This is a genomic window from Acinetobacter sp. GG2 (assembly GCF_000292385.1).
GTDB lineage: Bacteria > Pseudomonadota > Gammaproteobacteria > Pseudomonadales > Moraxellaceae > Acinetobacter > Acinetobacter seifertii.
Genome location: NZ_ALOW01000036.1, coordinates 134,345 through 158,910, shown reverse-complemented (window position 1 = coordinate 158,910; position 24,566 = coordinate 134,345). Strand labels below are relative to the sequence as shown.

The window sequence follows — 24,566 nt, the reverse complement described above, 5'->3', positions numbered from 1 at the left end:
GGAATCGACTAGTGGCGAATAGGGGAAATGTCCATCAATTACTCAAATCTAAAGAAGAAATCGAGTACTTGGTCACTCTACATACCCATCGTTACGCCAATATGCCTTTGCCAAAACAACTTGAAAAAAAATTCTGGCTTTTAAACCTCGATCGAACTCGGCAAAACATCTCAAAATTTTTAGCAAGTGGTGTACTCACTTATATCATTTTTATTTTACTGGTGTTGCCGACAGACTACTTTGTAATCGGGGTGCCTTATATAACTTTAGATTTCGTCTACTGTTTGTTAAGTGCAATGAATATTGCATTTGCACTTTTAGTATTTTGGGTATTTGCTAGGTTTAAAAAACTCTCTAAGCATTTTTATTTTGCTGCCTGTAGCATTGTTTTTTTATCAATTATTACAAGTGCCATGCTGTTGCTCAGTGTTGGAAATATGGCTCTTAAAAATCAGTCGATGTTGCTTCTTTCATTTTTATATATGCTTGGATTTATTTTGAGTGGCATAAAACCTTTGCATATGCTTTATGTTGGCTTATCGGCGGCAATATTGGTTTTTGTGTTACTCATTTTATTAAATGTGAACTGTGACTATATTGCACTTGGGCGTGCTTTGTTTGGTAGTTGTATTTTGGGTTTTTCTATAAGCACTATGCTTATTTCAAGAGAGCGCAGTCTTTTTTTAAGTAATCAGCTTGCTGAAATTAATGAACAAATTTTACGTATTGAAGCATCTGAATTGCTTCAATTGAGCCAGCAAGATGCGCTGACTCAAATTTCAAACCGTCGTACTTTTGACGAAATGTTTGATTTTTACTATTACCGTGCGAATCAAGAAAAACGTCCTTTAGCTGTCTTATTTATTGATATTGATTTTTTTAAAAACTATAACGATTTTTATGGGCATCAGATGGGGGATAAGGTTATTTCATCTATTGCTTCTGCAATTAAAAACTCAATTCGCCATGTCGACTTTGTTGCACGCTATGGAGGTGAAGAGTTTGTCGTACTTTTACCTGAAACACCGGCACAGGGTGCTTATTCAGTGGCAGCAAATATTTATAAAGCGATAGAACGCCAAGCTATTCCACATGCTGCTTCCTTAGTTTCGAAATATGTCACCATCAGTCTAGGTTTTACTGTATATACAGGTGGGCTAAAAATGGGGCAAGATGAATTAATTCATGCCGCAGATCAGGCTTTATATCGAGCAAAGCAGCTTGGTCGTAACCAAATTTATTATCAACCTTTACAAATCGTAGAAACTGCCTGATTTAATTTTAAATATAAAAAAGCCACCTATAGAGGTGGCTTTTTTGACGTCATAAGAAAATTATTTTTTCTTACTGTCTAATTGAGGAATAGCAGAACCTTGACCGATTGAAAGTAAACCAGCATCTGTATAGATACCAAGTTTTGCACGTGTATCGGTAATGTCGAGGTTACGCATAGTCAACTGACCAATACGGTCCATTGGCGTAAACATTGAATCACCTTTTTCCATTGTTAAACGTTCAGCTTCGTACGTTAAGTTTGGAGATTCAGTGTTCATGATGGTGTAGTCATTACCACGACGAAGTTCAAGAGTCACTTCACCAGTAATCGCTTTAGCAACCCAACGTTGTGCAGTTTCACGCAACATAAGTGCTTGAGAGTCGAACCAACGACCTTGGTAAAGTAAACGACCTAAACGTAAACCATTAATGCGGTATTGTTCGATCGTATCTTCGTTATGAATACCTGTAACCAAACGCTCATAAGCAATATGAAGAAGGGCCATACCCGGTGCTTCATAAATACCACGAGATTTCGCTTCGATAATACGGTTTTCGATTTGGTCAGACATACCTAAACCATGGCGACCACCAATACGGTTTGCTTCAAGAATAAGTTCAACCGGATTGTTAAAAGTCTGGCCGTTTAATGCAACTGGTACACCTTCTTCAAAACGTACAGTGACTTCTTCTGGTTTGATTTCAACTTCTTCTTTCCAGAAAGCAACGCCCATAATTGGGTCAACGATTTTGATACCAGCATTTAGGTATTCAAGATCTTTTGCTTCATGAGTCGCGCCCAACATGTTTGAGTCAGTTGAGTACGCTTTTTCTTTTGACATTTTGTAGTCAAAACCGTTGTCGATGAGGAACTGTGACATTTCTGCACGGCCACCAAGCTCATCAATAAAGTTTTGATCTAACCAAGGCTTATAAATTTTAAGATTTGGGTTAGTCAACAAACCATAACGATAGAAACGTTCAATATCGTTACCTTTATAAGTTGAACCGTCACCCCAGATGTTTACGTCATCTTCTTTCATTGCAGTAACGAGCATAGTACCTGTTACTGCACGACCGAGTGGAGTCGTATTGAAATAAGGAACGCCACCTGTACTGATATGGAATGCACCACACTGAATTGCAGCAATACCTTCAAGCGCCAATTGTAAGCGGCAGTCAATTAAGCGAGCTTTTACAGCGCCATATTGTTCTGCTTTCTTTGGAATTGCATCGTAGTCATCTTCATCTGGCTGGCCTAAGTTTGCAGTATATGCATAAGGCTCAGCGCCTTTTTGTTTCATCCACAATAAAGCAGCTGAAGTGTCTAGACCACCGGAGAAGGCAATCCCAACTTTTTTGCCTACTGGTACATGCTGCAAGATAGTTGCATTATCAGTCATTGCTAATCCTAACATTTATGAAAAAGACCCCGTTGAGGTGGTCTCGAGAATTCTGAATGGCGGCTATTGTAGCACTATTCATGGTGCTTTTTTGGCAAAAAAAGCATTAATTCACTTGTTATGATTGGTATTTATTATTTAATAAAATATGGGATTGTCATCTATATAGGTAGATTGACCATAATCTCAAATAAAAAATAATTCTTGGTCATCCAAAATTATTAAAAAAGTATTAAAGTACTATGCAACAAGTTGCAAAAAACTATTGGGACGCAGCATGACAAGTTACGCCAATTTATTAAAACCATTACATTTAGGCTTTACCACTATTAAAAACCGTGTGGTGATGGGTTCCATGCATACGGGACTTGAAGATCGTTTTTATAATTATCCAAAACTCGCAGCTTATTTTGAAGAGCGTGCAAAAGGTGGGGTTGGCCTGATTGTGACAGGTGGTATTTCTCCGAACCGTCAAGGCTGGTTAGCTCCAGCTGGCGGTACTATGAATAGCTTATTTGATATTCCTCAGCATCGCTTAGTGACTCACGCTGTCCATAAACATGGTTCAAAAATTTTAATGCAAATTTTGCATGCAGGACGTTACGGTTATCAGCCATTTGTTGTGTCTTCAACAGCAATTAAATCGCCAATTTCACCATTTAAACCGCGTCAACTTTCTGAAAAAAATATTCTCAGCACCATTGAAGACTACGCAAAGTGCGCTGACATTGCTAAAAAAGCAGGCTACGACGGCGTTGAAATTATGGGGTCGGAAGGATATCTGATTAACCAATTTTTAAGTCGCCATGTAAACCAGCGTACTGACCGTTGGGGCGGTGAAATTGAAAACCGTATGCGCTTTCCGGTTGAAATTGTAAAAGCAATCCGTGCGAAAGTGGGCGAAAAATTTATTATTTGCTTCCGTTTATCGCTACTCGACCTTGTGCATGACGGTAATACCATGCAAGAAGTAGTGACTGTTGCCAAAGCTTTAGAAAAAGCGGGTGTAACTTTATTAAATACGGGTATTGGTTGGCATGAAGCACGTGTACCAACTATTGTAACCTCTGTGCCTCGCGCAGCGTTTGTCGATTATACAGCCCATGTAAAACAACATATTTCAATTCCAGTCATTGCATCTAACCGTATTAACATGCCTGAAACTGCCGAAGGGATTTTGGCAAAAGGCAAGGCAGATATGATTCAAATGGCTCGTCCTTTATTGGCCGATGCTTTTTGGGTAAATAAAACTGCGACCAACCGTGTAGATGAAATTAATACTTGTATTGCCTGTAACCAAGCGTGTTTAGATCATGCATTTAAAAATAAACGTGTGTCTTGTTTAGTCAACCCACGTGCAGGCCATGAAACAGAACTGGTCTATTTAAAAACTAAACAGCCTAAGCGTATTGCAGTTGTTGGTGGCGGTGTGGCAGGTATGTCTGCTGCAACTGTTGCCGCAAGCCGTGGTCATGCAGTGACTTTGTTTGAAGCTAATAAAGATGTAGGTGGTCAGTTTAACTTTGCCAAGGTTGTACCAGGTAAAGAGGAATTCCACGAGACGATTCGCTACTTTAAAGTACAGCTTCAAAAAACAGGTGTAGATGTACGTTTAAACACTCGTGTAAATCGTGAGCAACTTGAGCGTGAAGGTTTTGACGAAGTTATTGTGGCAACGGGTGTAATACCACGTGCTTTAAAAATTGAAGGAAGTAATGCACCACAAGTTCTTTCCTATGCTCAAGTTTTACAAGGTGCAGAAGTTGGACAAAAAGTTGCAGTGATTGGGGCCGGTGGTATTGGTTTTGATGTATCAGAGTTCTTACTTAAACCACCACATCAGCCACAGCCTCAACCTTTGGCTGAGTGGCAACGTGAATGGGGAGTAGACCCAGATCCAAATTATATTTCTGAAGGTGGTATGCAACCACCAGTAGTTGAACCAGCAATCCGCGAGATTTATTTACTGCAACGTAAAACAACACCGCTCGGTGTTGGTCTTGGCAAGACTTCGGGCTGGGTGCATCGTGCACAACTTAAAAAGCATGGTGTACGCATGCTGCGTGGTGTGCAATATAAAGCTGTTACCGATGAAGGACTGTGGATTGAGCATAATGGTCAAGACCAGCTTTTACGCGTAGACACTGTTGTGGTGTGTGCAGGTCAAGAATCGGTAAAAGACTTGATGCCAAAAGAAGGCGAGTCGACTATAGCAAACTACTATATTATTGGTGGTGCAAAGCTTGCAGCAGAGCTAGATGCGAAGCGTGCGATCAAAGAAGGAGCAGAATTAGCTGCTCAACTGTAAAATTGATGAAACAATATGCACTTGAACACAAAGCGATGATATTTTTCTTGAATAAAATGAATAAGCTTTGTATTCTTACGCACATGGAAGCGTGGCAGAGCGGTTTAATGCACCGGTCTTGAAAACCGACGAGGGTGTGAGTCCTCCGTGAGTTCGAATCTCACCGCTTCCGCCAAAATTCTGAATAAGCCCTTGTTTTTACAAGGGCTTATTTTTTTCATGTTATTTTACCCCTCATCCTACCCCACATTAAAACTTGGATTAGAATAGCCAAAATAAGAACAATTCAGATGGCGTTGGATAATCGATAAATTGAGTTTAAGTCGTCTCTTGCAGAGCAAACTATTCTGTAAATACACTGATTAATTTTTTGCCTTTATTGTTATTTTTCAAAGTCATGATGATTCTCACTATTAAAATCATCTTGGGTTGCTAATACCGTGCCGAATATAAGACTATATTTTTACTCGGTAATTTCATTTTTGTGACCATTTGATCTTCTCGCTACTTGCTGAATATGGGTAAGGTTATTTCATTTAACATAGATTTTTGAGAATGATAGGGTAATTAATTGTAATTTCAGCAGCACCAGCTTTGGTCGAAAAACAGGGGGATTAATAATAATTTTACCATTTATTAAAAATGTAAATAAATATGTCTTTTTATTTATTTCGGTTGTATAGATTTTGAATCAAGTAATTTTTCATCATTATCATTTGATTTTTTTAATTTATCATTTTTAAGTTTTTCTTTAATAATTTCTATTTCATTTGCAGCCATAATTTGATTGTTTTTTACCTGAGTATCTTGTTGGATATCAGTTCTGAATTTTATATTTCTTTGATTATCATCAGTTCTATACAGTTGATAAGTGATGGTACTCAATACAAGTAACAATACAGCACTACTAATTAAAAAATAATTTTTCTTCATAATCTTATTTCATTTTTCTTAATAATTCGTTATTTTATAGCACAATAACATTTAAAAATGAAGAATAAATGAAAAATTTGTTTAATAAAACAGTGACATTGATATGTTTATGGATACTAACAATAACAACTTTTGCAGCTAATACCATTGGAGAAGTTACTGGTTTAGCAAATAATTTAGCTGAAATACCTGGTATTCAGTCTACTACTCAAGGCCAAGATGCTCTTAGTGGAAAATTAATCAAAAGTATTCCTTTAATCAAAGGTAATATTCCTTTCAGTATGAACTATGAGACTACCCTAAGATATTCTTCTGATACAGCAGTAGATTATTATCAAAACTTACAAGAAGGTGCAGTTGCAAATTGGACCAATGAATATTCCAATTACATTATGACTGATGGCAATGCAGGCAATCAGGGAAGTGTTTATATCATTCAACTACCTGGAAATAGTGAAAAAATTTATTTTGTTTACGATCAAGGGAAATGGAAACGTATTTATTACAGTATAGGAGGCTTTAGTTCTGCTCAAACATTCTTATCTGATGATACTCGAGATGTAAAATTATTAACAACAGGCTCTGTTGTAACTATTGTAAAAGATGGTGTAACCTATATTGCTAATATTTCAACTACTTACAATGTTTTAACAAAGTCAGATACTCTGATGAAATTTACAAAGATCATATATCAAGATGGCAGGCAACTTACTTTGTCTTATGATAATGGTATTAATTTAGTTCAAGTCAAAGATAATCGTAATAATACACTAAATATTTTAAGGGAATATAAAAAGGCTGGAGCAACTAATCAATCAGCTTTAGAGAGAAAATTGATTACTGGTGTTGAGCTAATCAGTGGAACGAATGTTCAAAGATCAACAATTAACTATCAAGAATCTGAAGTTCAAAGTATTGTTAATCCTGCTATGAAAGAAACTCGCTATGTTGTGAGTTCTATAGATTCGATCATCTGTGGAAAAATTTTTCTCAATTATACGAATATAATGAGAGGTTCTTTATTTTACTATATATACAGAGAATTTTTTGATTTTAATACAGCAAAACAAACGAGGTCACAACAACAAATAATAGATGCTTCTACTTATCCAATTTTAAATAAAATTTCTGATGAGAATAATAATATTTTACAAGAATGGGGTTTTGACAACACAATACGATGGAATGATGCTACAGCAGGATTCAGTATTTATTATACTTCAATTTTTTCATATTCAACAGTTGATAACAAACAAGTATTAAAAAGTTCATCAGCAATTGATGAGGTAACAGGTAGTTTTAAAATAGCTTTCCTTGTTAATGGCCAGTCAGTCATTATGGATCTGGCAATGGATCGTGCAGGCTTAGGTAATTATAAAGCTGAATCAAATTTAAGTTTAATGGATGCTGCAACTGCAACATTAACAATTAATGGAACTTATCCAGCGATAGTGAGCGGTTCAACACCTGTTAGATCAGTTACATTTAATCCATTTACACATCGAATTGTTGCGATAAAAGATTTTAATGGAAATACTTCTAAGTTCAGTTATGATACTTTGAACCGATTAAAAACAAAAACTATTGCTGTAGATAATGTTGATTCACAATTGACGACTTATAACTACACAACTTTAGCTAATGGAGCTGCAAATAATTTTCCAACGCCGAATGAAATAATTACCGATAGCCAAAAGGTAACAAATGCAATTAGCCCTAATGGATGGATTACTCAGCAAGTTATTTCATATCCACATGGTGGTGATAGTAAAACAATTGGTTATGGTTATTATTCAGATCCAAATAGTTCAAATTATGGCTTAATCAGTACTGTTGATGGTCCACGTGGTGATGTGGATGATAATACATCTATTACCTATGATAACTTTGGTAATAAATCAACGGTGACTCAGTATGTTAATGGTCGTTCGGTCATTACAAAATATTTGAATTATAATACTTTTGCTCAACCAGAACGTATCGTGTATCCATCAGGTTTAGTCGACCAATTTATCTATAATAATGATGGTACTTTAAGAGCTAAAGTTACAGGAAATGGCGGTGAGTCAGGTGGTATTTCCGGAGCGACAACAAGCTATACTTATGATTATTTAAAACGTAAAAAAACAGAAACAAATCCTGATAATGAAACCACATATTATGACTATGACATCATTGGACGCTTAGTTCGTAGTACTGCTCCCGATGGAAGTGCAAGCACTCAAAGTTATTTTGATAATGGTGTTATTCAAGCAGTCGAAGGAGCAACATTAACATATAATGAAATAAATGCTGATGGACGTATCTCTAAAACACGTAATGGTTCAGATGCGAATTATTATTGGAAAGCATTTAGCTATGATGGTAATGGAAATATTACTCAAACTAAAAGTGCTTTAGGAATCATTGAAAAATGGAGTTATGATGCACTGAATCGTAATACTTCATTTACTGATGGCGAAGGAAATGTGAGTACTAAAACCTATGATAAAACCAATAATATTACATCATCTATTGATGCAGTAGGTTCAGGTTCTAGTCCATTTAACTATGTGAATGGTACACTTGTTAAAGATGAAGTCAATAAAGACTATGCAACCAAATCTTATACATATAATGCCGCGGATCAATTGACCAGTAAATCACATGGTAGTCGTAGTTGTACTTATTCAAATATTGACTCACTCGGTCGTACTGGAGGTATTTCTTGTCGCAGTGATAATGATGGTGACCCAGCTTATGCATATAACTATCAATATAGTTTTGATCAATCGCGTTTTGGACGATTAGATCGTGTTACTACAAATACTTCATTTGGAGTAGATACATCATATACTTATGATGACCTTGATCGTGTAATAGGTAAGACTCAAACCAATAAATCGATATTAACCTGGGGTGGCTCAAAAGGCTCTCTGAATGTGGGTTATGGCTATAGTGCAGCTGGTAAAGTCACTTCGATTACAATGCCATCAGGCCGTGTAATTAACTATAATTATGAGACAGGCAAAAGTCGACTTTCTTCGATCAATATTGGTGGAAATCCATTTATAAGTAATATTGCATATGATGGCTTAGGACAGCTGTCATCATGGAACATTGAAGGTACGGGAGCGAATTATACTATTGGTTATGATCCAGCTCGAAATGGTGCCATCAAGTCAGTTCGCTTTACCAATAAAAATGGTAGTGCTTTATATGCTGAAGAATATGGATTTGATCAAGATGGAAGGATAGTTACATTAAATAAATTGAATAATTATTCACGTATAATTACTTACGATAAAGCTAGTCGTTTTACGAATGAGCAAAGTGCATGGTATGTATATGATAAAAATGGAAATCGTATAGAGGGTCCGAATAAATATTCATTTTATACTGATAAGAGCAGCAATCAACTGCATTTAGTTTATAATTTTGATTATGATGTTTTGATGACGGCAAATTATTTAACCACAGGTGAAATGATCCCTGACTCATTTATATCAAGTTATTCCGGTGATGGAGCGGTACATTACAATTCGTCCTTACCAGGTTATGACGGTAATGGTCAAATGCGTTACTCTGGTGGAGAAACTGCTCAATATTATATGGCTTATAACCATAAAAATGAGCGTACTGTCCGTTCAAGTAGTGCTTCAGGAAGCTATTACACTGGCGCAGTCCAATTTGTTTATGATGAAAATAGCAACCTGATTGGTGAATATGCTCCTGATGGCACACCGATAATTGAATATGTGTGGATGGGTAGTCGTCCAGTCGCTGCGATATATGGTACAGGTGCTGGAAAAACCTATGCAGTCGTAACTGATCATAATGCTACACCCCGAATGTTAGTAGATAACGTAACAAATGCAGCTGTGTGGCAATGGGAAAGTACAGCCTTTGGTGTGGGTAAGCCAACAGGTTCTGTAAAATTTAATTTGCGTTTTCCAGGACAGTATTATGATGAGCTTACCGGTTTGCACTACAACTTAAATCGTTATTATATCCCTGAGCTTGGTCGTTATATGGAGCCAGATCCAATTGGTTTGGAAGGTGGTTCTAATCCTTATGTTTATGCTGGAAACAATCCGATAAGTAATGTGGACCCAAGTGGGTTGGATGATTTTAATACAAGTTTTTTTGGTGATTGGTCATACTACTCTAATTATAGAGCAAGTAATTTTAGCAGCTTGCCAAGCGACTATTTTTATGGAAGTTTCCCATCTGTCGCGCAAGCAAATGCTAATTTGCCAATGAATGGAGGACTTGGACAAGATATGATAGTTAATGCAAGTCGTTTGATGGTTCAACCAAACGGGGAATGGAATTTTTCAAGTAAGACACATTCTTATAGACTTCCAGTAGAAGTTATTGCTTATCGAAATGATTACGGTGATTGGACGCCTTCTGATAAATTTACAGTTCCGACACCATCTGATAGAGGTTATTGGGTATATGGTGAGCTAACTATGTCTGCAAAAGGTGGTCTTTATAATGATAATTATAATTTTGAAAGACATGGTTACAATTGGAATTTTAATGAAACAGGTATGCTGGGTGGCATAGTTGGTTTAGGAAAGAATGCTTTAAGAAATATGGAAACAAGAATAGGTGGAGTATTTGCGAGTAAAGGTAAATATGTTTACATGCAAGGAGGATTTGATTTTTCATTTTTTAATAAAGTTTACTGTCCCGCATGTACTCCAGCGCCAAGAGCCAAATAATGAAACGTATTGTATTAGTTATTATTGGATTATGTATTATATACTTTCTTTATAAAGTATATAATACAAATGCTTCCTGTTTCTTAAATGGTTCTATTTGTATTTCGGAGTTTAAATATTCAAATTCTGTTGAACGTTCCATATATTTAAATAATAAAGAAATCTCTTCTGATCTAAAGCAACCATGGATAAATAATCACCATATTTATCCAAAAGGTGAAAATGGATATTGGAATTATTGTAAGGAATATTCAAAAGGCTCTATTATTTGTTCATTTCAATATCTTGTGAATATTAGTAAATGTAAAGATTTAAGTGTAGATAAATACCCAATTGAAAATTGGAGATTAAGGTTTTATAAAATATCGATACTTGATAAAGAAAAGCTTACTTATAAATTGGAATTGTATGAGGGAGAAAAAGATTCTTGGATGCAAAGCCAATTGATCAATACTGATCAAGAAGTATTATGTGATTCTGAAGTTAAATCTTAGTAGCTCAAAAACCACTCTCGGGTGGTTTTCATTTTTCCCAATTAAACTCACTTTACTGGTAGCTTGTGTGCTAGTACATGTTCATAGATTTCAAAACTAGTTTTGTATAATTGGAATCGAACATCAGAAAATGAATTGTGTCGTTGAAATAATTTTAATACAGTAAAAAATTAAATATAAATGAATATTTCATTATAAATCATAAATTTAAGGCTTTAATTTGACTGGGACCGCTTCCGCCAAATTCGAAAAGCCCCTGTTAATAGCAGGGGCTTTTTTTATATGGGTATTTAATACTTAATTTTAATTGGCATCATTAATAGGTAACTACTTTCTGAGAAAGCATGTCCAATTATCATGATCTATTTTGTGCAAAGATGAGAAATAAGATTTTCATACTGCAAATTTGCTTGAGTTGTAAAAGTCTTGAAAAATAAGAAGGCAATAACAGTTTGTTATAATAAGATGTGTATTACAGCTCTTGTTCTCAAAATCCGAACATCACACGGATTTGAGAACAATTAGAGTCTGATTTCTCATTGAGTTATTCGTTACAGACCATACAAATATTGATAAGGGATTTGACTCTTGATCGGAAAGATTTACATGGACTCTCATCAACTAGCGAAGTCGCCATAATGCCTTCTAAAGAAGAGAATAAAAGTTCTGCCATATTTCGCTCAGATCCAATGTTTTGAGATAATACCTTTTTGTTTTTAGCCTTGAGCAGAGTATCTTCTAGCCAATCAATATTTTGTTTGGCGAATAGCTTTAGTTCATTCAAACACGGCTCTTGCTGAAAAGAGGCTTCCCTTACCATTATCAAGTACAGGCATAGGCGGTTTTCATCATTCAACATCTCGGAAAAAAGTTCAGAATATGCATGCAGTTTTTCGCTTAGACCATCCTGCTTTTCAATTTCAAGCAATCGGCAGAATTGTTGCTCTCGGTACTGCTGAAGAGCATATCGAGCCAAATCATCTTTAGACTCAAAATGATAATAAAGGCTAGGTGCTTTAATTTGTAAGCAATCAGCGATTTGTCGCATACCTAGTCCACTAAATCCATGCCGTTGAAAAAGATGGATTGATGCCTCCAATATTTTTTCACGTGTGAGCGGTTGATGAGTTTTTCTAGTGGATGCCATAATATTATTCCGTTAGTTCAATGCCGCCATGATGTGTAACGAACACGAGAGTATTCTCTACTGCAAACGCTTCATGTTCATCGATGCCCTGAACTTGTAACACATCTCCAGCTTGCATTTCGACATCATTGAAACGGATTACACCCTCTAGAACGACAATCTGTTCCCATCCAATATGAGTGTGTTTAGGAAAGCTTGCTCCAGCTTGAAATTTTGCCAGATAGCTCCCAACTCCATCTTTATTGGTCCAAGTTTGACAGGTTTGAACCCCAGAAATACCACTTTCTGTCCAAATGCGATCTTTTTGTTGAACTAAAATCATTTATAGCTTCTTAGGAGATTGAATTTTAATTAATCTAACTAACGTTTGTTAGAAGGTCAATGTGAACTAAATTTTTAGTGAAGAATAGTAGATGTTTATGAGTAGCTATATTTGAACATGAAATTAATAAAACCAGTAAATTCACTGGCTTTATTTAAGGCAAATCTTACTTAACACTCGCCGTAACCATCACTTCTACTAATACTTGCGGGCGTGCTAAATCTGCTTGGATAGCTGCGCGTGCTGGTGCTGCTCCATCTGGTAACCATGCTTCCCAACATTCATTGAATACTGCGAAATCTTCGGCAATATTTTTAATCCAAATTTGTGCAGTTAAAATACGGCTTTTATCACTACCAGATTGTTCCAGTAAAGCATCAATTTTTGCCAGAACTTCTAAAGTTTGTTGCTTGGCATCAGCATCTAAAGTTGTTGGCACTTGACCTGAAACATACACTAAACCGTTATGAAGCACACAACCTGATAAACGTGCATTCGTATCAATACGTTGAATGTCATGACTCATTTTATTTCTCCAGAGATAAACCATCTAATGTAATTGGTGATGTTGTTTGGCTAATTAATTGACTAATGACCATGGCACAACCAGCGGCCAATGTGAAACCTAAACTACCTTGGCCAATATTTGCCCATAAATTTAAATATTTCGTACGACCCAAAATGGGTAAACCTGTAGGGGTGGATGGACGTAAACCACTCCATTCTTGTGCTGTATTTACACCCAGTAAATCAGGAAATGTTTTTCGTACCGTATCTTTCAATGCATTTATACGTTCTTTTCGAATGTAGATATCTTGATAGCCAATGTCGACCATTGCGGCAATACGAAGCTGATTCCCCAATTTTGCATATACAATTTTATTCGCATAATCGGTCACGCTTATATTGGGTACAATGTTGGCTTTTTCTGGGAATGGTAAAGTCAGGCTATATCCTTTTAATGGATAAACTGGGACTGAAATACCCACCATTTTAAAAATTGCAGTACTACCATTGCCCGCTGCAACGACAAATTCATCTGCTTCTATACGTCCTTGATTTGTTTCAATTGCAGTAATTTGATTATTTTCCGCAAAAAAATCTGTCACTTCATGTGCATATAAACATCTGAAGTTGTTACTCTCTTTTAGTGCTTTATACAGTGCTAAACAAAATTTGTAGCAATCTGCTGTTTCATCATCAGGTGTATAAATTGAACCCACTAATGTAGATTCAACACCTCTTAATGCGGGTTCAAGTTGAACGGTTTCTTCTGGTGACAGCACTTTTTGTACAGTTGGATCTATCGCTAATGCTGCTTTTTTAAATGCTTTTTCATTGCGATGAATAATCATTTTTCCCGATTTTACCCAGTCAAAATTATCAATTTCATCACGCCATTTAGACATAATACTTTGACTATATAGGGACAACCGTAAAATATGATTTCCATTCACAATGTTATCTTTGCGATTACATGCCATGAGGAATTGGAATAACCAAGACCATTGAAGAGGTGAAAAATTCAATTTAAAGTTTAAAGGCGAGTGGGCTTTTCCTAACCATTGCAACGCCTGAAATGGGACACCTGCATCCGCTAAAGGTGCAACATAGCGATAACTGAGTTGTCCACCATTTGCAAAACTTGTTTGACAGCCAATCTGGTCTTTTTCTTCGACTATTGTAACTTTATGGCCTGCTTGAATAAGTGCATAGGCTGTACTTAAACCAATGACTCCACCACCAATGACAACGACATGTTTTTTCATTCTTCCATGCTATATCTGCAACACACATTTGCATTAAAGAAGAAGATAAAACGTTAAACAAATGAGTTTTTAGATACTACTCATAACTTTTGGTTAATTGATGGTGTCATGAAAGCCACTTCTCTTTTAATTAATTCAATAAAATCTTCAGTCGCTTTGGTTGTGCTCACATTAGCATTTTTTAAAATATAAATTGTGGTAGATAAACTTGGTTTTATTTCATGAATCATATGATTTGGTAAGGAGTGTGCAGCAGTATAAATATCGGTAATGCTACATCCCAAACCTTCGCGCACAAGTTCACTCGCCATATAATAGGTTTGTACATTCACTATACTTTTATTAAATGTTCTGTACTTTTTTACAACTTGCATCAGGGAGTCTGAGTAGGGTTGAATCCATCTATTTTCATCAATTGAATGAATATCTTGATTTGAATCAATAGGCTGAGAATCGATGTAAACCAAAGGAATATCAAGAACAGGCGTAGCAATAATGCCATGCTGAGTATGAGGTTGGAATGTCACCGCAATATCAATTTCACGTCTTAATAATTTCTGCTCTAATGTTTGAGTATGATCTGTACCAATATTGACAAAAACATCAGGGTATTTTTTTAGAAATTTTGCAGTTAATTTGGGGATGAGACTCAAACCTAAACTGGGCAAACACCCGAGTGTGATTTGACCTTGAGTACTTCTTGCTAAGTTATCTGTTAATTTATTTAATTCATTTATTTTTTCATAAATTGGCTTAATTTCATCATATAAGATATAGGCCTCTTTTGTTGGCTGTAATTTACCTTTGACTCGCTTAAATAGAGAAAAACCAAGTCGTTGTTCCGCATGTTTGAGTAGTTTACTTGCCGCAGGCTGTGAAATACATAACGATGATGCCGCCTCTGTGAGTGAACCAAAAAGCATGACTAAATAGAAGATTTCTAGGTGTCGAAGATTCATAAATGAGCACATAACTAATAGTTATAGGTAATCTATTAGAATTCATTATTTAATGTCAATAAACCCTTGTAAATTGGTGTGAAATTCAATGCCAATGATCAAGGAGTGATACATATGTCAGTTGAGCAATCTTCTATAACAATACCTAATATCAGGACACCTAAAAATATTGCCCTTATTGCAATTATTATTCTTAGCTTGGTTTTAGCATTTTATGCAAAAGGCTTACCCATAGAGGAGGTCGGTTTAATTGGGTTATTGCCTATTTTTGCCTTAGCACTCTTAACTGTTATCGGTCTAGATATTGTGCTTGCAGTGATTATTGCGATTATTATCAGTGTGATAATGACATCCACCAGTGTATTTGAATTGGGTGGAATACTTGCAAAGTCTACAGGTTCATTTATTGCAACTGTCGGTCTTATTATTATGTTGGGTGCTGGGGTTGGTGAAGTCGCCAACCGAACAGGTGCAGCGAAAGAGTTGGTCAAATTTATTGTCAATAAAGTTGGGCTTTCAAGTATTCCTCGCGTGAAACTTGGCATCATGATTTCATCAGTTGTTATTTGTGGTTCATTGGGGACTATGGCAGGTGGTAATGCCATTATTGTTGCTGTCATTATTCCCATTGCAGCAGCTGTTGGTTTAACGCCACCCACCGTTGCATTACTGTTGATGACAGCCGGTTCGGTCGGTCTTTTTATAGGACCATTTACACCAAGTACAGTGACTATTTTAGAGTTGGGAGGCTTGACTTACCCGCAATACTTAAGTGCTTGTGCCATTCCTATGAGTGTTGTCACACTTCTTACAGGTTGGTTTATGTCTGGCTATATACAAAAGTGGACTTTTGGAAAATATACCTATAATGAAGACTTCTTAGAACCTTCTGAAAAAATAGAAAGTGCCTCCGAATTGAAAAGAAGTAAACGTGCGGCGATTGTATTCATTGGAACAATTATCGTAATGGCAATTCTTGGAATTATTTTTAAAGCAGGTTTTAGTTTTGCAATTATTGTGATGCTTACTGTTGCCACTTTGACTGGGTTAGTTGCGGGGTTTAGTCCTAAACAGATTTTGGAAGCACTCTACGAGGGATGCGGTAAATTAGTCTGGATGTTTATTCTTTACTGGTTATACAATCCAATTTTAGTTCTTGTTGAAAAACTCAATGCTTACCAAACACTGTTGGATAATGCGACACCGTATTTGGTCGACTTAAGTCCTGCGATGCTCTGTTTTGGTATTTTCTTATTTAATATTGTGGGGCATATTCCAGGAGCAGCTGTTGCACAAATGACCTTTACCAATAAAATTTTTGGACCAATTTTACTGGCAAATGGTGTTCCACCTGTTGCGGTTACAGCAGTTCTATTATCAAGTTCCCAAGTAGACTGGTTTGGTCCTTTCCCATCTTCTGATATGTTTGGTCAAATGGGCTTAGCACGTTCAAGTCAACTGAAATACATGCTATATGGTGGTTGGGCCATAGTGATCGCAAATATTCTACTTTTTGCAGTATTGTTCCAGATTTTGAATTAGTTCCTATAAATTAAAAGTATTTCTTATTTAAATAAATGTTAAAAGCCTTTTAAACTAAAAAGTTTAAAAGGCTTTATTTTGTACTGTATAATTGATAGGTCTTTTTAAAATAAAATAGTTTTTTTATTTTGCTAATTTACTTCATAAGTACCAAGGTTGTGTGTAAAAATAATTTTAATTTTCAATAGATTTATTATTTTTTAGTTTATACATTGAGAAATCTTTTGGATTGGAAATAGTATTGTAAAATATCTATCTAAAATCGACAATATTGTTTTCTTTTTTATGGCTCATATTTCTATTGATGGTATAAAAATATTTGTTTTGTAATTTTATTTTTAAAGGTATGGCTCATATAGTTTTAATAAATAAAAAATCCTGCTTAAAAAATATAAATTTAATCGGAGAGTTAGGTGTATCTAAAAGATATATTGTGTAGGGATTTGCCAATGTAACCAATAAACCTCAAATGTTATATTTGTGGAAATAATAGATCTATAAATATGTGGAAATTTATTTTATCTATTTTATAGATCTATTGGAAAATTAATATAGTGAAGCTTTTATCTCCAATTGGTTTTAAAGAGTTTTTGAAGCAATATTATGTTTAAGATAGTTATTTGCTTTAAATATGTGTAATAACTATTTAGATGCTAAAAATATGTAAGTAATAGGATAAAAATGTTAGAGACTGATGTTTTAATTGTTGGAAGTGGTCCTGCTGGTTCTTCGGCTGCACTTATGTTAAGTACTTATGGAATTAGAAATATCATAATAACTAAATATAGATGGCTAGCAAACAGTCCGCGTGCCCATTATATCAGTCAAAGAACAATGGAAGTTGTACGAGACTTAGGCATCTCAGATGAAGTAATCGCAAAAGCTGCACCAAAAGAAGTTATGGGAGATGTTGTTTATTGCACATCTTTAACAGGTGATGAAATTGGACGTTTTCCTTATGGAATGAATCATCCAGAAAGAATGTCTGAGTATGCTAAAGCGAGCCCTTGTGAACAGTGCGATCTTCCTCAACAACTATTTGAACCTATTTTGCTTTCAAATGCTGCATCACGAGGAAGCCATCCAAGATTTGATACGGAATACCTATCTCATGTGCAAGATGAAGATGGTGTAACAGTCACTGTTTTAGATAGATTAACTAAACAAACATACTTAATCCGATGTAAGTATTTAATCGGAGCTGATGGTGCAAGCAGCCAAGTCGTAAAAGATTTAGATTTACCTATGGCTGGTAAAATGGGGAAAAGTGGCAGTATCAGCATTATTTTTAAAGCCGATTTAACAAAATATGTTTCGCATCGACCTGGATACCTCTGGTGGATTATACAACCCGGAGCAAACATTGGAGGGATTGGGTTAGGCTTACTGAGAATGGTCAGACCTTGGAATGAATGGCAGATTGTTTGGGGTTACGACATTGAAAAGGAAGAGCCATCTCTTACCGATAATGAGGCGATTGCGATTTGCAAACAGCTTATTGGCGATAACGACATTGAAATAAATATAAGTAGTAAATCATTGTGGACAGTCAATGAAATGTATGCAGAGCAATATTCGAAAGGTCGAGTTTTCTGTATTGGTGATGCTGTCCATCGCCATCCACCTTCTAATGGACTCGGTTCAAACTCATCTATACAAGATGCTTATAACTTATGTTGGAAATTAGCATTTGTATTAAATGGCAAAGCGGGTAGTGGTTTATTAGACAGTTTTAATGATGAAAGAGCACCTGTTGGTGAGCGAATTGTTAAGCGTGCAAACCAAAGTGTCCGAGAGTTCTCTACCATATTTTCTGCTTTAGAGTTAGATGGAAAGTACAGTACAGAGACAATGCAAAAAAGCATTAATGCTTTAAGTGAGAGTCATGAAAAAGGTGCTCTTAAACGCCGTGATTTAAGGTCTGCAATTGAATATAAAGCTTATGAGTTTGCTGCTTTAGGTGTAGAAACTAATGTGCGATATCATTCATCTGCAATTATTGGAGCAAAATATAATATTGAAAATGAATTAGATTCTTGTCGAGATGAAGATCTTTATTACTATCCTTCATTTAATGCTGGCCATAAACTCTCTCATACATGGTTAGTCAAAAATCATAGAAAAATCTCAACCTTAGATCTAATTGGCAATGGAAAATTTACGCTGTTCTGTTGGTTGCAAGGCGATAAATGGAAACTTGCTGTAGATAACCTGAATAGACAGCTTAACTTGGATATTAAAGTTATACAGGTAGGCCCCAAAAGAGAGGTCGAAGACTCTTATGGAGAGCTTTCACGCTCTTGGACTAATGATGAAAATGAATGCTTACTGATTAGACCAGATGGCTATATTGCTTGGCAAAGCAACAAAATTGAATCGGCAGATGATGAGTTATTCAGCGCAATTTCATCAATACTTAGTTTGAGTTAATTGCTCATCAAAGGAATAAACTTTAATAAAATCTATTGAAGTATTTTACTGAACTTGGATTTCATCGTATCCATCAAATCTTGAAAGCCTCTGTTACAAGCAGGGGCTTTTTTATTTCTATAACATAAATTGATTCAGTTGAAACAACATATGGCCTTGATGTCAGTGGCTATCATACTTATTCCGTAGTTGTATAAATACATATAACAGACTCAAAAAGTACCTAACTATTTTGTAAAATTTTAAATAGTTCAAAAAAGAAAAATTTAATATAGTTGCTTGGATGTGAAGTGAATATATCCATTATTACTAAAGAACTTTTGTTTAGGTTTTTGAAGCTAAGATAGGATTTTTGGAGGGAAAAATGAATAAATCAGGAAAAACTGATTTGGAAAAGTTAATTTTACTAGTTAATCTCGGGCTTTTGCATTCTTTAAAAAATAATTATATAGATATAAATGAAGCTGAACATTTTTTGTATACACCATATATGCTTAGACTTTTGAAAGAAAATAATTGTTCTATGGACTTAATTAATATAATTCATAGAGGGACTGAGCTAGAAGATTTAGAAGGATTTAATATTGATTTTAAAGATGAAGTCGAAAAAATGTTTAAGGAAAGTGAGGACATGATCAAAAAATTGCCTGTAACCAGTTTTGAATTTGAAAAGTGGTATGATCAAAAATTATTCGATAAATATGATTAAAATATTTGTAATATATAAAAATATTGCTGATACCTCAGATGTGGCTTTACATCTGGTGATAAATGTAAGAAATGAAAACTTATCTGTTTTGCATTAATTAAAATCGCATATTGCTCAAATGAAAGTTTATGAGATGCGTTGTCTATCTTAAGCACATGATTAAAGTACAAATTAAATCTATATTTAGCTTAAATATTGATAACAAATCCTGAAAATTTCATATAAATCAAATATGTATGTGGTATTTAAAAAATGTTTATGTTTTCAATATGTTGCTGTGAGCATGACTATATATCAGAATTGAACAAGTTATTTGTAGAATATTCACTTGTTGATATATGATGATCCCATATTTAGAGGCTGTTTCAAAACATAATTCTATTGTTTAGCGAGCAAGTTCAAGGAATGAATAGTGCTGAATTCAGGCTTCTAAACCCTATATCTGGAAATTATTTCCGGCCAAATATTGCATTTCGACCCAATGGTTGGAAATGTCTCACTCTTTTGTAGGGTAGGCGTTTCCTATTTTAGGATGTACCTATGAAAAAATTATTTAGTGTATTGTTCAGCGCATCTGTGCTAACACTGACTGCATGTAATAAACAACCTGCACAAACTGAAAATACTGCAACAACCAAAGACAAAACTGAGTCTGTTCGAACAATTAAACTGGTTTCAACAGGTTCAGATACGGATGTATGGAAATATGTTGCAACGCTTCCTGAGACTAAAGAAGCGGGTATTAAACTTCAAGTTACCAATTTGACTGACTATGTTGTGCTCAATACATCTGTCGCAAATGGTGAGCAAGATGTAAATGCATTCCAGTCATTTAACTATTTGGCAGCTTACAATGCTTCAAATACAGCGAAAGTTGCAGCTATTGCGACAACTTACTTGGAACCAATGGGTATTTATGCAGATAAAATTAAAACTGTTGAAGAGTTCCCACAAGGCGCGACGATTGCAATTCCAAACGATACTGCTAACGAAGCTCGTGCATTAACATTATTACAATCTGCTAAACTGATTAAACTTAAACCAAACTTTGATCCTATAAAAGGGACTACGAACGACATTGCTGAAAACCCTAAAAATTTACAATTAAAACCAATTCAAATGACTACAGCAGTTCGTGTTAAAAACGATGTAGATGCAATTGTACTTGGTAATACATTGGCACTTGAGGGTGGTCTTAATGTAATGAAAGACGCTATCTTCCGTGAGCCTGTTGACCAGTCTACTAAGCTTTATGTCAATTTATTGGGCGTAGCTGAAGCAAACAAAAATGACCCGATCTATACCAAACTTGGTGAACTTTACCACTTACCGAAAGTGCAAAAATTCGTAAGTGAAAAATTCGGTGGCACAAAAGTTGAAGTGAACAAACCTGTTTCTGAATTTGCAGACATCAAATAAGTAATTTTTTAATTAGAACTACTTTATAAAAGCTAAGCCCCGCTAATCGGGGCTTAGCTTTTTTTATAATATGTATTTTTGAGAGTGGTAAGCTTTTAACAAATATAAGAGCTGTTAGAAAACAAACTATTGAGATGCAGACAAATTAATAAATAGACTAAAAGAAATGGCTTAAATATATAAAAATTGGGTTTTTAGGGTCTAAAAGTAACTTTAAAGCCATACATAAGCTGATGATTATGAGTAAGGGCTTGATCACTCTTGAGCCAAATCTTACTGCAAATTTTGCGCCTATCGAGGCACCAATAAAAGCTCCACCAGCCATCACAAAAGCTATTGGAAAAATGACGTATCCTTTAATGATAAATATAGATAACGAACCTAGGTTGCAAGCCACATTTGCTAACTTGGTATAAGATAAAGCGCTTACTAACTTAAATCCTAATAACAGTACAAATGCAACGATGAAAAATGAACCAACCCCGGGACCAAAAACGCCATCATAGAACCCTAGTAACGGCGCCACTAGAAGTGCAAATAAAAAATAAGGAATAAGAGGTTTTTTATCTACATCACTGAGCTTTGGTGAAAAAATAAAATATAAAGCAACTAAAATTAAAAGTATTGGTACGATAGTTAAAAGGACATTTTTAGGCATCAGGGTAACTGAAAGTGCCCCTAATGTTCCCCCTAAAAAAGACATACAAGCGATAGGGATTGCTTTACGCCACTCGATGAGCCCTTTTCTTGCAAAACTAATAGTTGCTGAAAGTGTTGCAGAGGCTGCTTGTAATTTATTGGTTGCTATTGCAGATACGGGAGGGACACCTGATAAGAGCAATGCAGGTAGAGTGATTAAACCTCCTCCACCTGCAATAGCGTCAATAAATCCAGCTACCATAGCTACTAAGCCTAAGATAAGGAGTAGTTCAAAATTCAATTTATTAGCCTTTCACAATAAGTGGATTTTTTTGCAGCACAATATAATCAAGGTTTTTTCTATAACCAAATAATCGAACTAATGTTCTTCGGTTATCTTTAATAATATCTCGGCAATGTAAGCATAAACTATTATTAATAATTAAAACTGTATTAGGATTTAAATTAATTGAATCAACAATATGAGCTTGTCGAACAATTGATTCAAATTTATAAAAAGCATTTTTAATTTTTAAAGAAGCATTTTCGTTTGGAGTGAATCTATAAGAATTATATTTCATGGCTATATAACCATGCTTATCTACTTCTAAAATAGAAACGTTTTCTCCACCAGATCCTTGGCCCTCATTAAAAGTTTCACTTCTAGTAAAGTTAAAACTTTCTGTTGTTAAAGCCATTGTCTCTTCAAGAGTTAATTGACTTAATATTCTTGAGATTGGAATTAAACTAGTAGGTTCGTTCAGGGGATTCCATCTTGCTGTTAAAATTAAAGAAGAGGGAGCTGGTGAGTGATTATTAACAACTTTAGTCACTGTATGATAAGGAGCTTCGGTGTGCGCAGTTAGTGCTATACCTGAATGTGAACTCTTGTCAGGATTCTCATTTTCAATTTTTGTGATTCCACCACCTTTTAAGTTTGCAACAACTCTAACGATTTTGCCTAAATTATCTATATCAAATGCGAAAGCATCTTCCTCGAGCAGTGCCAATATAATTTGTTCAGAAGAAGCGAGTGTTAATATATCTATATCTGTTTCAAGTAATTCAAGTGACGGTAATTGTGTTGATTGAGTAATATCAATTTTACTACGATCTAACTTTTTAATATTGAGTCCTTCAAGAACGAGATAAGGTATTTCTCTACGAATATATTTTTCAATAATACTTTTTTCATATGAGTTTAACTTTGCAATTAGTATTTCTTTAAAAGCTAGAATTTTATCTTGAACATGTAAAGAATCAGGGCCTCCTAGTAAAGCCAGTTCATATGACATTTCACTAATTAAATGAGAAATTTCGGGAGAAAGATAAAGATGATAAGTGTCTAAGTTTTTAACTATTTGATTCATGGCTAGTTTATTGTGATTAAAATTCAGCTAAAGACTAGAGCGTCTCTTTTAAAAAATCAATATTTTTTTAAATATTATATTTTATTATATTTTTTATTAAGTAATGATCTTTGTCTTTCTCAATTATTAAATTGAAGTTTGCTTTTCGCATAGAAATTGTTTTGAAAGTATGAACTATTTCATACGGAATAGGAGAGTACTTTGTAACTTCATTAATCTCATAAAATCCTTTTGACTTACCATTGTTAGTTTTTACTCCATCCAGTTCGCCATAAATAATTAATACATTTTTTCTATAACTTATTAAGAAGTTCCAAATTGATGAATAATAAAAACTATAAGGTTTTGAAATTTCATTTTTAAAATCTGGCCCATACATTTTATTTATTGCCAGATCTGAATATATGGCTGGGCATAATAAAATTAATTCATCTATTTGAAATTTTTTTGCTAAATGAATTGCAATATAACCACCTAAACTATATCCAATAACAATATCTACTTTTTTTAAAAGACTATAAAAAGTCATACTTTCATTTATGTTTTGAGATAACGATGACTTTGTTTCGCTTGTATTATTTAAACCGCTTAAGTTAAAGGAAAGTGTTGCAATATTTTTACTTCTAAGAAGCTCTTCTAAAGGGGTTAAAGAGCTTAGATCAGAGTTACCCCCATGTATAAGTAATGCTATTTTCTGTGGGGAACCCTCGCCATAACTAAATTTAGCCTCTAACTCATAAGTACCAAAGTCATGAGTAAAAAAGAACGAATTTACATTTTCGGCTGTGTTGTAATTTTTCAGCTCATGTGTGGGCAAGCTTGTTACTTTTGAAATAGTATTAGAAAGATATCTATGAGCAATTGATAAGTTATCTTGCTTTTCCATGACTTATTATTCCTGTTAGAAGTGTAAAAAATTTGTTATATAAAATAAAATTTAAATAATAATGAGCTTAAATATTTATTTTCAAATTTATATATTCTATTTGAATAAATATTATTTGAATAGATATTTTGAGTTTAATATATCTTTTCCAAGTAGCAAATAATATGTAGATTCAGTTGTACTATGCAAAGTAGCGGCTGTTGAGAATAGTGTCAATGTAATAAAAAATTTTAACGACCGTGAGCTTGTTGC

The 24,566-nt window shown here is 34.8% G+C and carries 18 protein-coding genes and 1 tRNA gene; 9 read left to right on the top strand and 10 right to left on the bottom strand.

Annotated features, from left to right (window positions below):
• Window positions 1–11 precede the first annotated feature (11 nt).
• Window positions 12–1,274 carry a diguanylate cyclase gene (locus B554_RS0112060; protein ID WP_019458244.1) on the top strand — a complete coding sequence of 421 codons (1,263 nt, stop codon included), beginning with the start codon at window positions 12–14 and terminating at the stop codon, window positions 1,272–1,274.
• 60 nt (window positions 1,275–1,334) lie between these two features.
• Here the strand turns inward: B554_RS0112060 and argG are convergent, their stop codons facing one another.
• A complete protein-coding gene (argG, locus tag B554_RS0112055) occupies window positions 1,335–2,693 on the bottom strand; it encodes an argininosuccinate synthase (RefSeq protein WP_086496291.1) in 1,359 nt (452 codons plus the stop codon).
• Window positions 2,694–2,955: 262 nt separating this feature from the next.
• Here argG and B554_RS0112050 point away from each other — a divergent pair, with 262 nt between their 5' ends.
• Both B554_RS0112050 and B554_RS0112045 read left to right on the top strand, forming a co-directional pair.
• Entirely contained in the window at window positions 2,956–4,986 is a 2,031-nt protein-coding gene (locus B554_RS0112050; RefSeq protein WP_019458242.1) for an NADPH-dependent 2,4-dienoyl-CoA reductase, read from the top strand.
• 85 nt (window positions 4,987–5,071) lie between these two features.
• Window positions 5,072–5,161: transfer RNA gene (locus B554_RS0112045), tRNA-Ser, on the top strand.
• A 491-nt stretch (window positions 5,162–5,652) separates the two neighbouring features.
• Here B554_RS0112045 and B554_RS0112040 read toward each other — a convergent pair.
• Entirely contained in the window at window positions 5,653–5,919 is a 267-nt protein-coding gene (locus tag B554_RS0112040) for a hypothetical protein (protein WP_019458241.1), read from the bottom strand.
• A 68-nt stretch (window positions 5,920–5,987) separates the two neighbouring features.
• Between B554_RS0112040 and B554_RS0112035 the strand changes: the two genes are divergently transcribed.
• A complete protein-coding gene (locus B554_RS0112035; RefSeq protein ID WP_019458240.1) occupies window positions 5,988–10,628 on the top strand; it encodes an RHS repeat-associated core domain-containing protein in 4,641 nt (1,546 codons plus the stop codon).
• The gene (locus B554_RS0112030; RefSeq protein WP_019458239.1) at window positions 10,628–11,122 is read left to right on the top strand and encodes a hypothetical protein; all 495 of its coding nucleotides are present in this window, start codon (window positions 10,628–10,630) and stop codon (window positions 11,120–11,122) included. The genes B554_RS0112035 and B554_RS0112030 overlap by 1 nt, the downstream gene beginning before the upstream one ends.
• Before the next feature lie 544 nt (window positions 11,123–11,666).
• Here the strand turns inward: B554_RS0112030 and B554_RS0112025 are convergent.
• The 5 genes from B554_RS0112025 to B554_RS0112005 form a co-directional block, all read right to left on the bottom strand.
• Window positions 11,667–12,269 carry a TetR/AcrR family transcriptional regulator gene (locus B554_RS0112025; RefSeq protein ID WP_019458238.1) on the bottom strand — a complete coding sequence of 201 codons (603 nt, stop codon included), beginning with the start codon at window positions 12,267–12,269 and terminating at the stop codon, window positions 11,667–11,669.
• A gap of 4 nt (window positions 12,270–12,273) precedes the next feature.
• Window positions 12,274–12,591 (bottom strand): cupin domain-containing protein, encoded by a 318-nt coding sequence (locus B554_RS0112020; protein WP_019458237.1) that lies wholly within the window; start codon window positions 12,589–12,591, stop codon window positions 12,274–12,276.
• Window positions 12,592–12,757: 166 nt separating this feature from the next.
• Window positions 12,758–13,117, bottom strand: a complete 360-nt coding sequence (locus tag B554_RS0112015) for a RidA family protein (RefSeq protein WP_019458236.1) — start codon at window positions 13,115–13,117, stop codon at window positions 12,758–12,760.
• 1 nt (window position 13,118) lies between these two features.
• Window positions 13,119–14,360 carry a D-amino acid dehydrogenase gene (locus B554_RS0112010; RefSeq protein ID WP_019458235.1) on the bottom strand — a complete coding sequence of 414 codons (1,242 nt, stop codon included), beginning with the start codon at window positions 14,358–14,360 and terminating at the stop codon, window positions 13,119–13,121.
• Window positions 14,361–14,440: 80 nt separating this feature from the next.
• Window positions 14,441–15,319 (bottom strand): LysR family transcriptional regulator, encoded by an 879-nt coding sequence (locus tag B554_RS0112005; protein ID WP_019458234.1) that lies wholly within the window; start codon window positions 15,317–15,319, stop codon window positions 14,441–14,443.
• A gap of 114 nt (window positions 15,320–15,433) precedes the next feature.
• Between B554_RS0112005 and B554_RS0112000 the strand changes: the two genes are divergently transcribed.
• From B554_RS0112000 to B554_RS0111985, 4 genes are all read left to right on the top strand, one after another.
• A complete protein-coding gene (locus B554_RS0112000; protein ID WP_019458233.1) occupies window positions 15,434–16,861 on the top strand; it encodes a Na+/H+ antiporter NhaC family protein in 1,428 nt (475 codons plus the stop codon).
• 681 nt (window positions 16,862–17,542) lie between these two features.
• On the top strand, window positions 17,543–19,291 hold the full coding sequence (locus B554_RS0111995; RefSeq protein WP_019458232.1) for an FAD-dependent oxidoreductase: 1,749 nt from the start codon (window positions 17,543–17,545) through the stop codon (window positions 19,289–19,291).
• A gap of 364 nt (window positions 19,292–19,655) precedes the next feature.
• Complete coding sequence (locus tag B554_RS0111990) at window positions 19,656–20,000, top strand: DUF3969 family protein (RefSeq protein ID WP_019458231.1); 345 nt, start codon at window positions 19,656–19,658, stop codon at window positions 19,998–20,000.
• A 540-nt stretch (window positions 20,001–20,540) separates the two neighbouring features.
• On the top strand, window positions 20,541–21,419 hold the full coding sequence (locus B554_RS0111985; RefSeq protein ID WP_004702956.1) for a MetQ/NlpA family ABC transporter substrate-binding protein: 879 nt from the start codon (window positions 20,541–20,543) through the stop codon (window positions 21,417–21,419).
• A 157-nt stretch (window positions 21,420–21,576) separates the two neighbouring features.
• Here B554_RS0111985 and B554_RS0111980 read toward each other — a convergent pair whose 3' ends face one another.
• The 3 genes from B554_RS0111980 to B554_RS0111970 all read right to left on the bottom strand — a co-directional run bounded on the left by B554_RS0111980 (window position 21,577) and on the right by B554_RS0111970 (window position 24,314).
• On the bottom strand, window positions 21,577–22,320 hold the full coding sequence (locus B554_RS0111980; RefSeq protein WP_019458230.1) for a TSUP family transporter: 744 nt from the start codon (window positions 22,318–22,320) through the stop codon (window positions 21,577–21,579).
• A gap of 43 nt (window positions 22,321–22,363) precedes the next feature.
• On the bottom strand, window positions 22,364–23,428 hold the full coding sequence (locus B554_RS0111975; RefSeq protein ID WP_019458229.1) for a hypothetical protein: 1,065 nt from the start codon (window positions 23,426–23,428) through the stop codon (window positions 22,364–22,366).
• Window positions 23,429–23,495: 67 nt separating this feature from the next.
• Entirely contained in the window at window positions 23,496–24,314 is an 819-nt protein-coding gene (locus B554_RS0111970) for an alpha/beta fold hydrolase (RefSeq protein WP_019458228.1), read from the bottom strand.
• Window positions 24,315–24,566: the final 252 nt, after the last annotated feature.

Excerpts from the sequence above, each read along its gene's own strand:
- argG (WP_086496291.1), bottom strand. The coding sequence starts at position 2,693 with ATGTTAGGATTAGCAATGACTGATAATGCAACTATCTTGCAGCATGTA.
- B554_RS0112050 (WP_019458242.1), top strand. The coding sequence starts at position 2,956 with ATGACAAGTTACGCCAATTTATTAAAACCATTACATTTAGGCTTTACC.
- B554_RS0112040 (WP_019458241.1), bottom strand. The coding sequence starts at position 5,919 with ATGAAGAAAAATTATTTTTTAATTAGTAGTGCTGTATTGTTACTTGTA.
- B554_RS0112035 (WP_019458240.1), top strand. The coding sequence starts at position 5,988 with ATGAAAAATTTGTTTAATAAAACAGTGACATTGATATGTTTATGGATA.
- B554_RS0112030 (WP_019458239.1), top strand. The coding sequence starts at position 10,628 with ATGAAACGTATTGTATTAGTTATTATTGGATTATGTATTATATACTTT.
- B554_RS0112025 (WP_019458238.1), bottom strand. The coding sequence starts at position 12,269 with ATGGCATCCACTAGAAAAACTCATCAACCGCTCACACGTGAAAAAATA.
- B554_RS0112020 (WP_019458237.1), bottom strand. The coding sequence starts at position 12,591 with ATGATTTTAGTTCAACAAAAAGATCGCATTTGGACAGAAAGTGGTATT.
- B554_RS0112015 (WP_019458236.1), bottom strand. The coding sequence starts at position 13,117 with ATGAGTCATGACATTCAACGTATTGATACGAATGCACGTTTATCAGGT.
- B554_RS0112010 (WP_019458235.1), bottom strand. The coding sequence starts at position 14,360 with ATGAAAAAACATGTCGTTGTCATTGGTGGTGGAGTCATTGGTTTAAGT.
- B554_RS0112005 (WP_019458234.1), bottom strand. The coding sequence starts at position 15,319 with ATGAATCTTCGACACCTAGAAATCTTCTATTTAGTCATGCTTTTTGGT.
- B554_RS0112000 (WP_019458233.1), top strand. The coding sequence starts at position 15,434 with ATGTCAGTTGAGCAATCTTCTATAACAATACCTAATATCAGGACACCT.
- B554_RS0111995 (WP_019458232.1), top strand. The coding sequence starts at position 17,543 with ATGTTAGAGACTGATGTTTTAATTGTTGGAAGTGGTCCTGCTGGTTCT.
- B554_RS0111990 (WP_019458231.1), top strand. The coding sequence starts at position 19,656 with ATGAATAAATCAGGAAAAACTGATTTGGAAAAGTTAATTTTACTAGTT.
- B554_RS0111985 (WP_004702956.1), top strand. The coding sequence starts at position 20,541 with ATGAAAAAATTATTTAGTGTATTGTTCAGCGCATCTGTGCTAACACTG.
- B554_RS0111980 (WP_019458230.1), bottom strand. The coding sequence starts at position 22,320 with ATGGTAGCTGGATTTATTGACGCTATTGCAGGTGGAGGAGGTTTAATC.
- B554_RS0111975 (WP_019458229.1), bottom strand. The coding sequence starts at position 23,428 with ATGAATCAAATAGTTAAAAACTTAGACACTTATCATCTTTATCTTTCT.
- B554_RS0111970 (WP_019458228.1), bottom strand. The coding sequence starts at position 24,314 with ATGGAAAAGCAAGATAACTTATCAATTGCTCATAGATATCTTTCTAAT.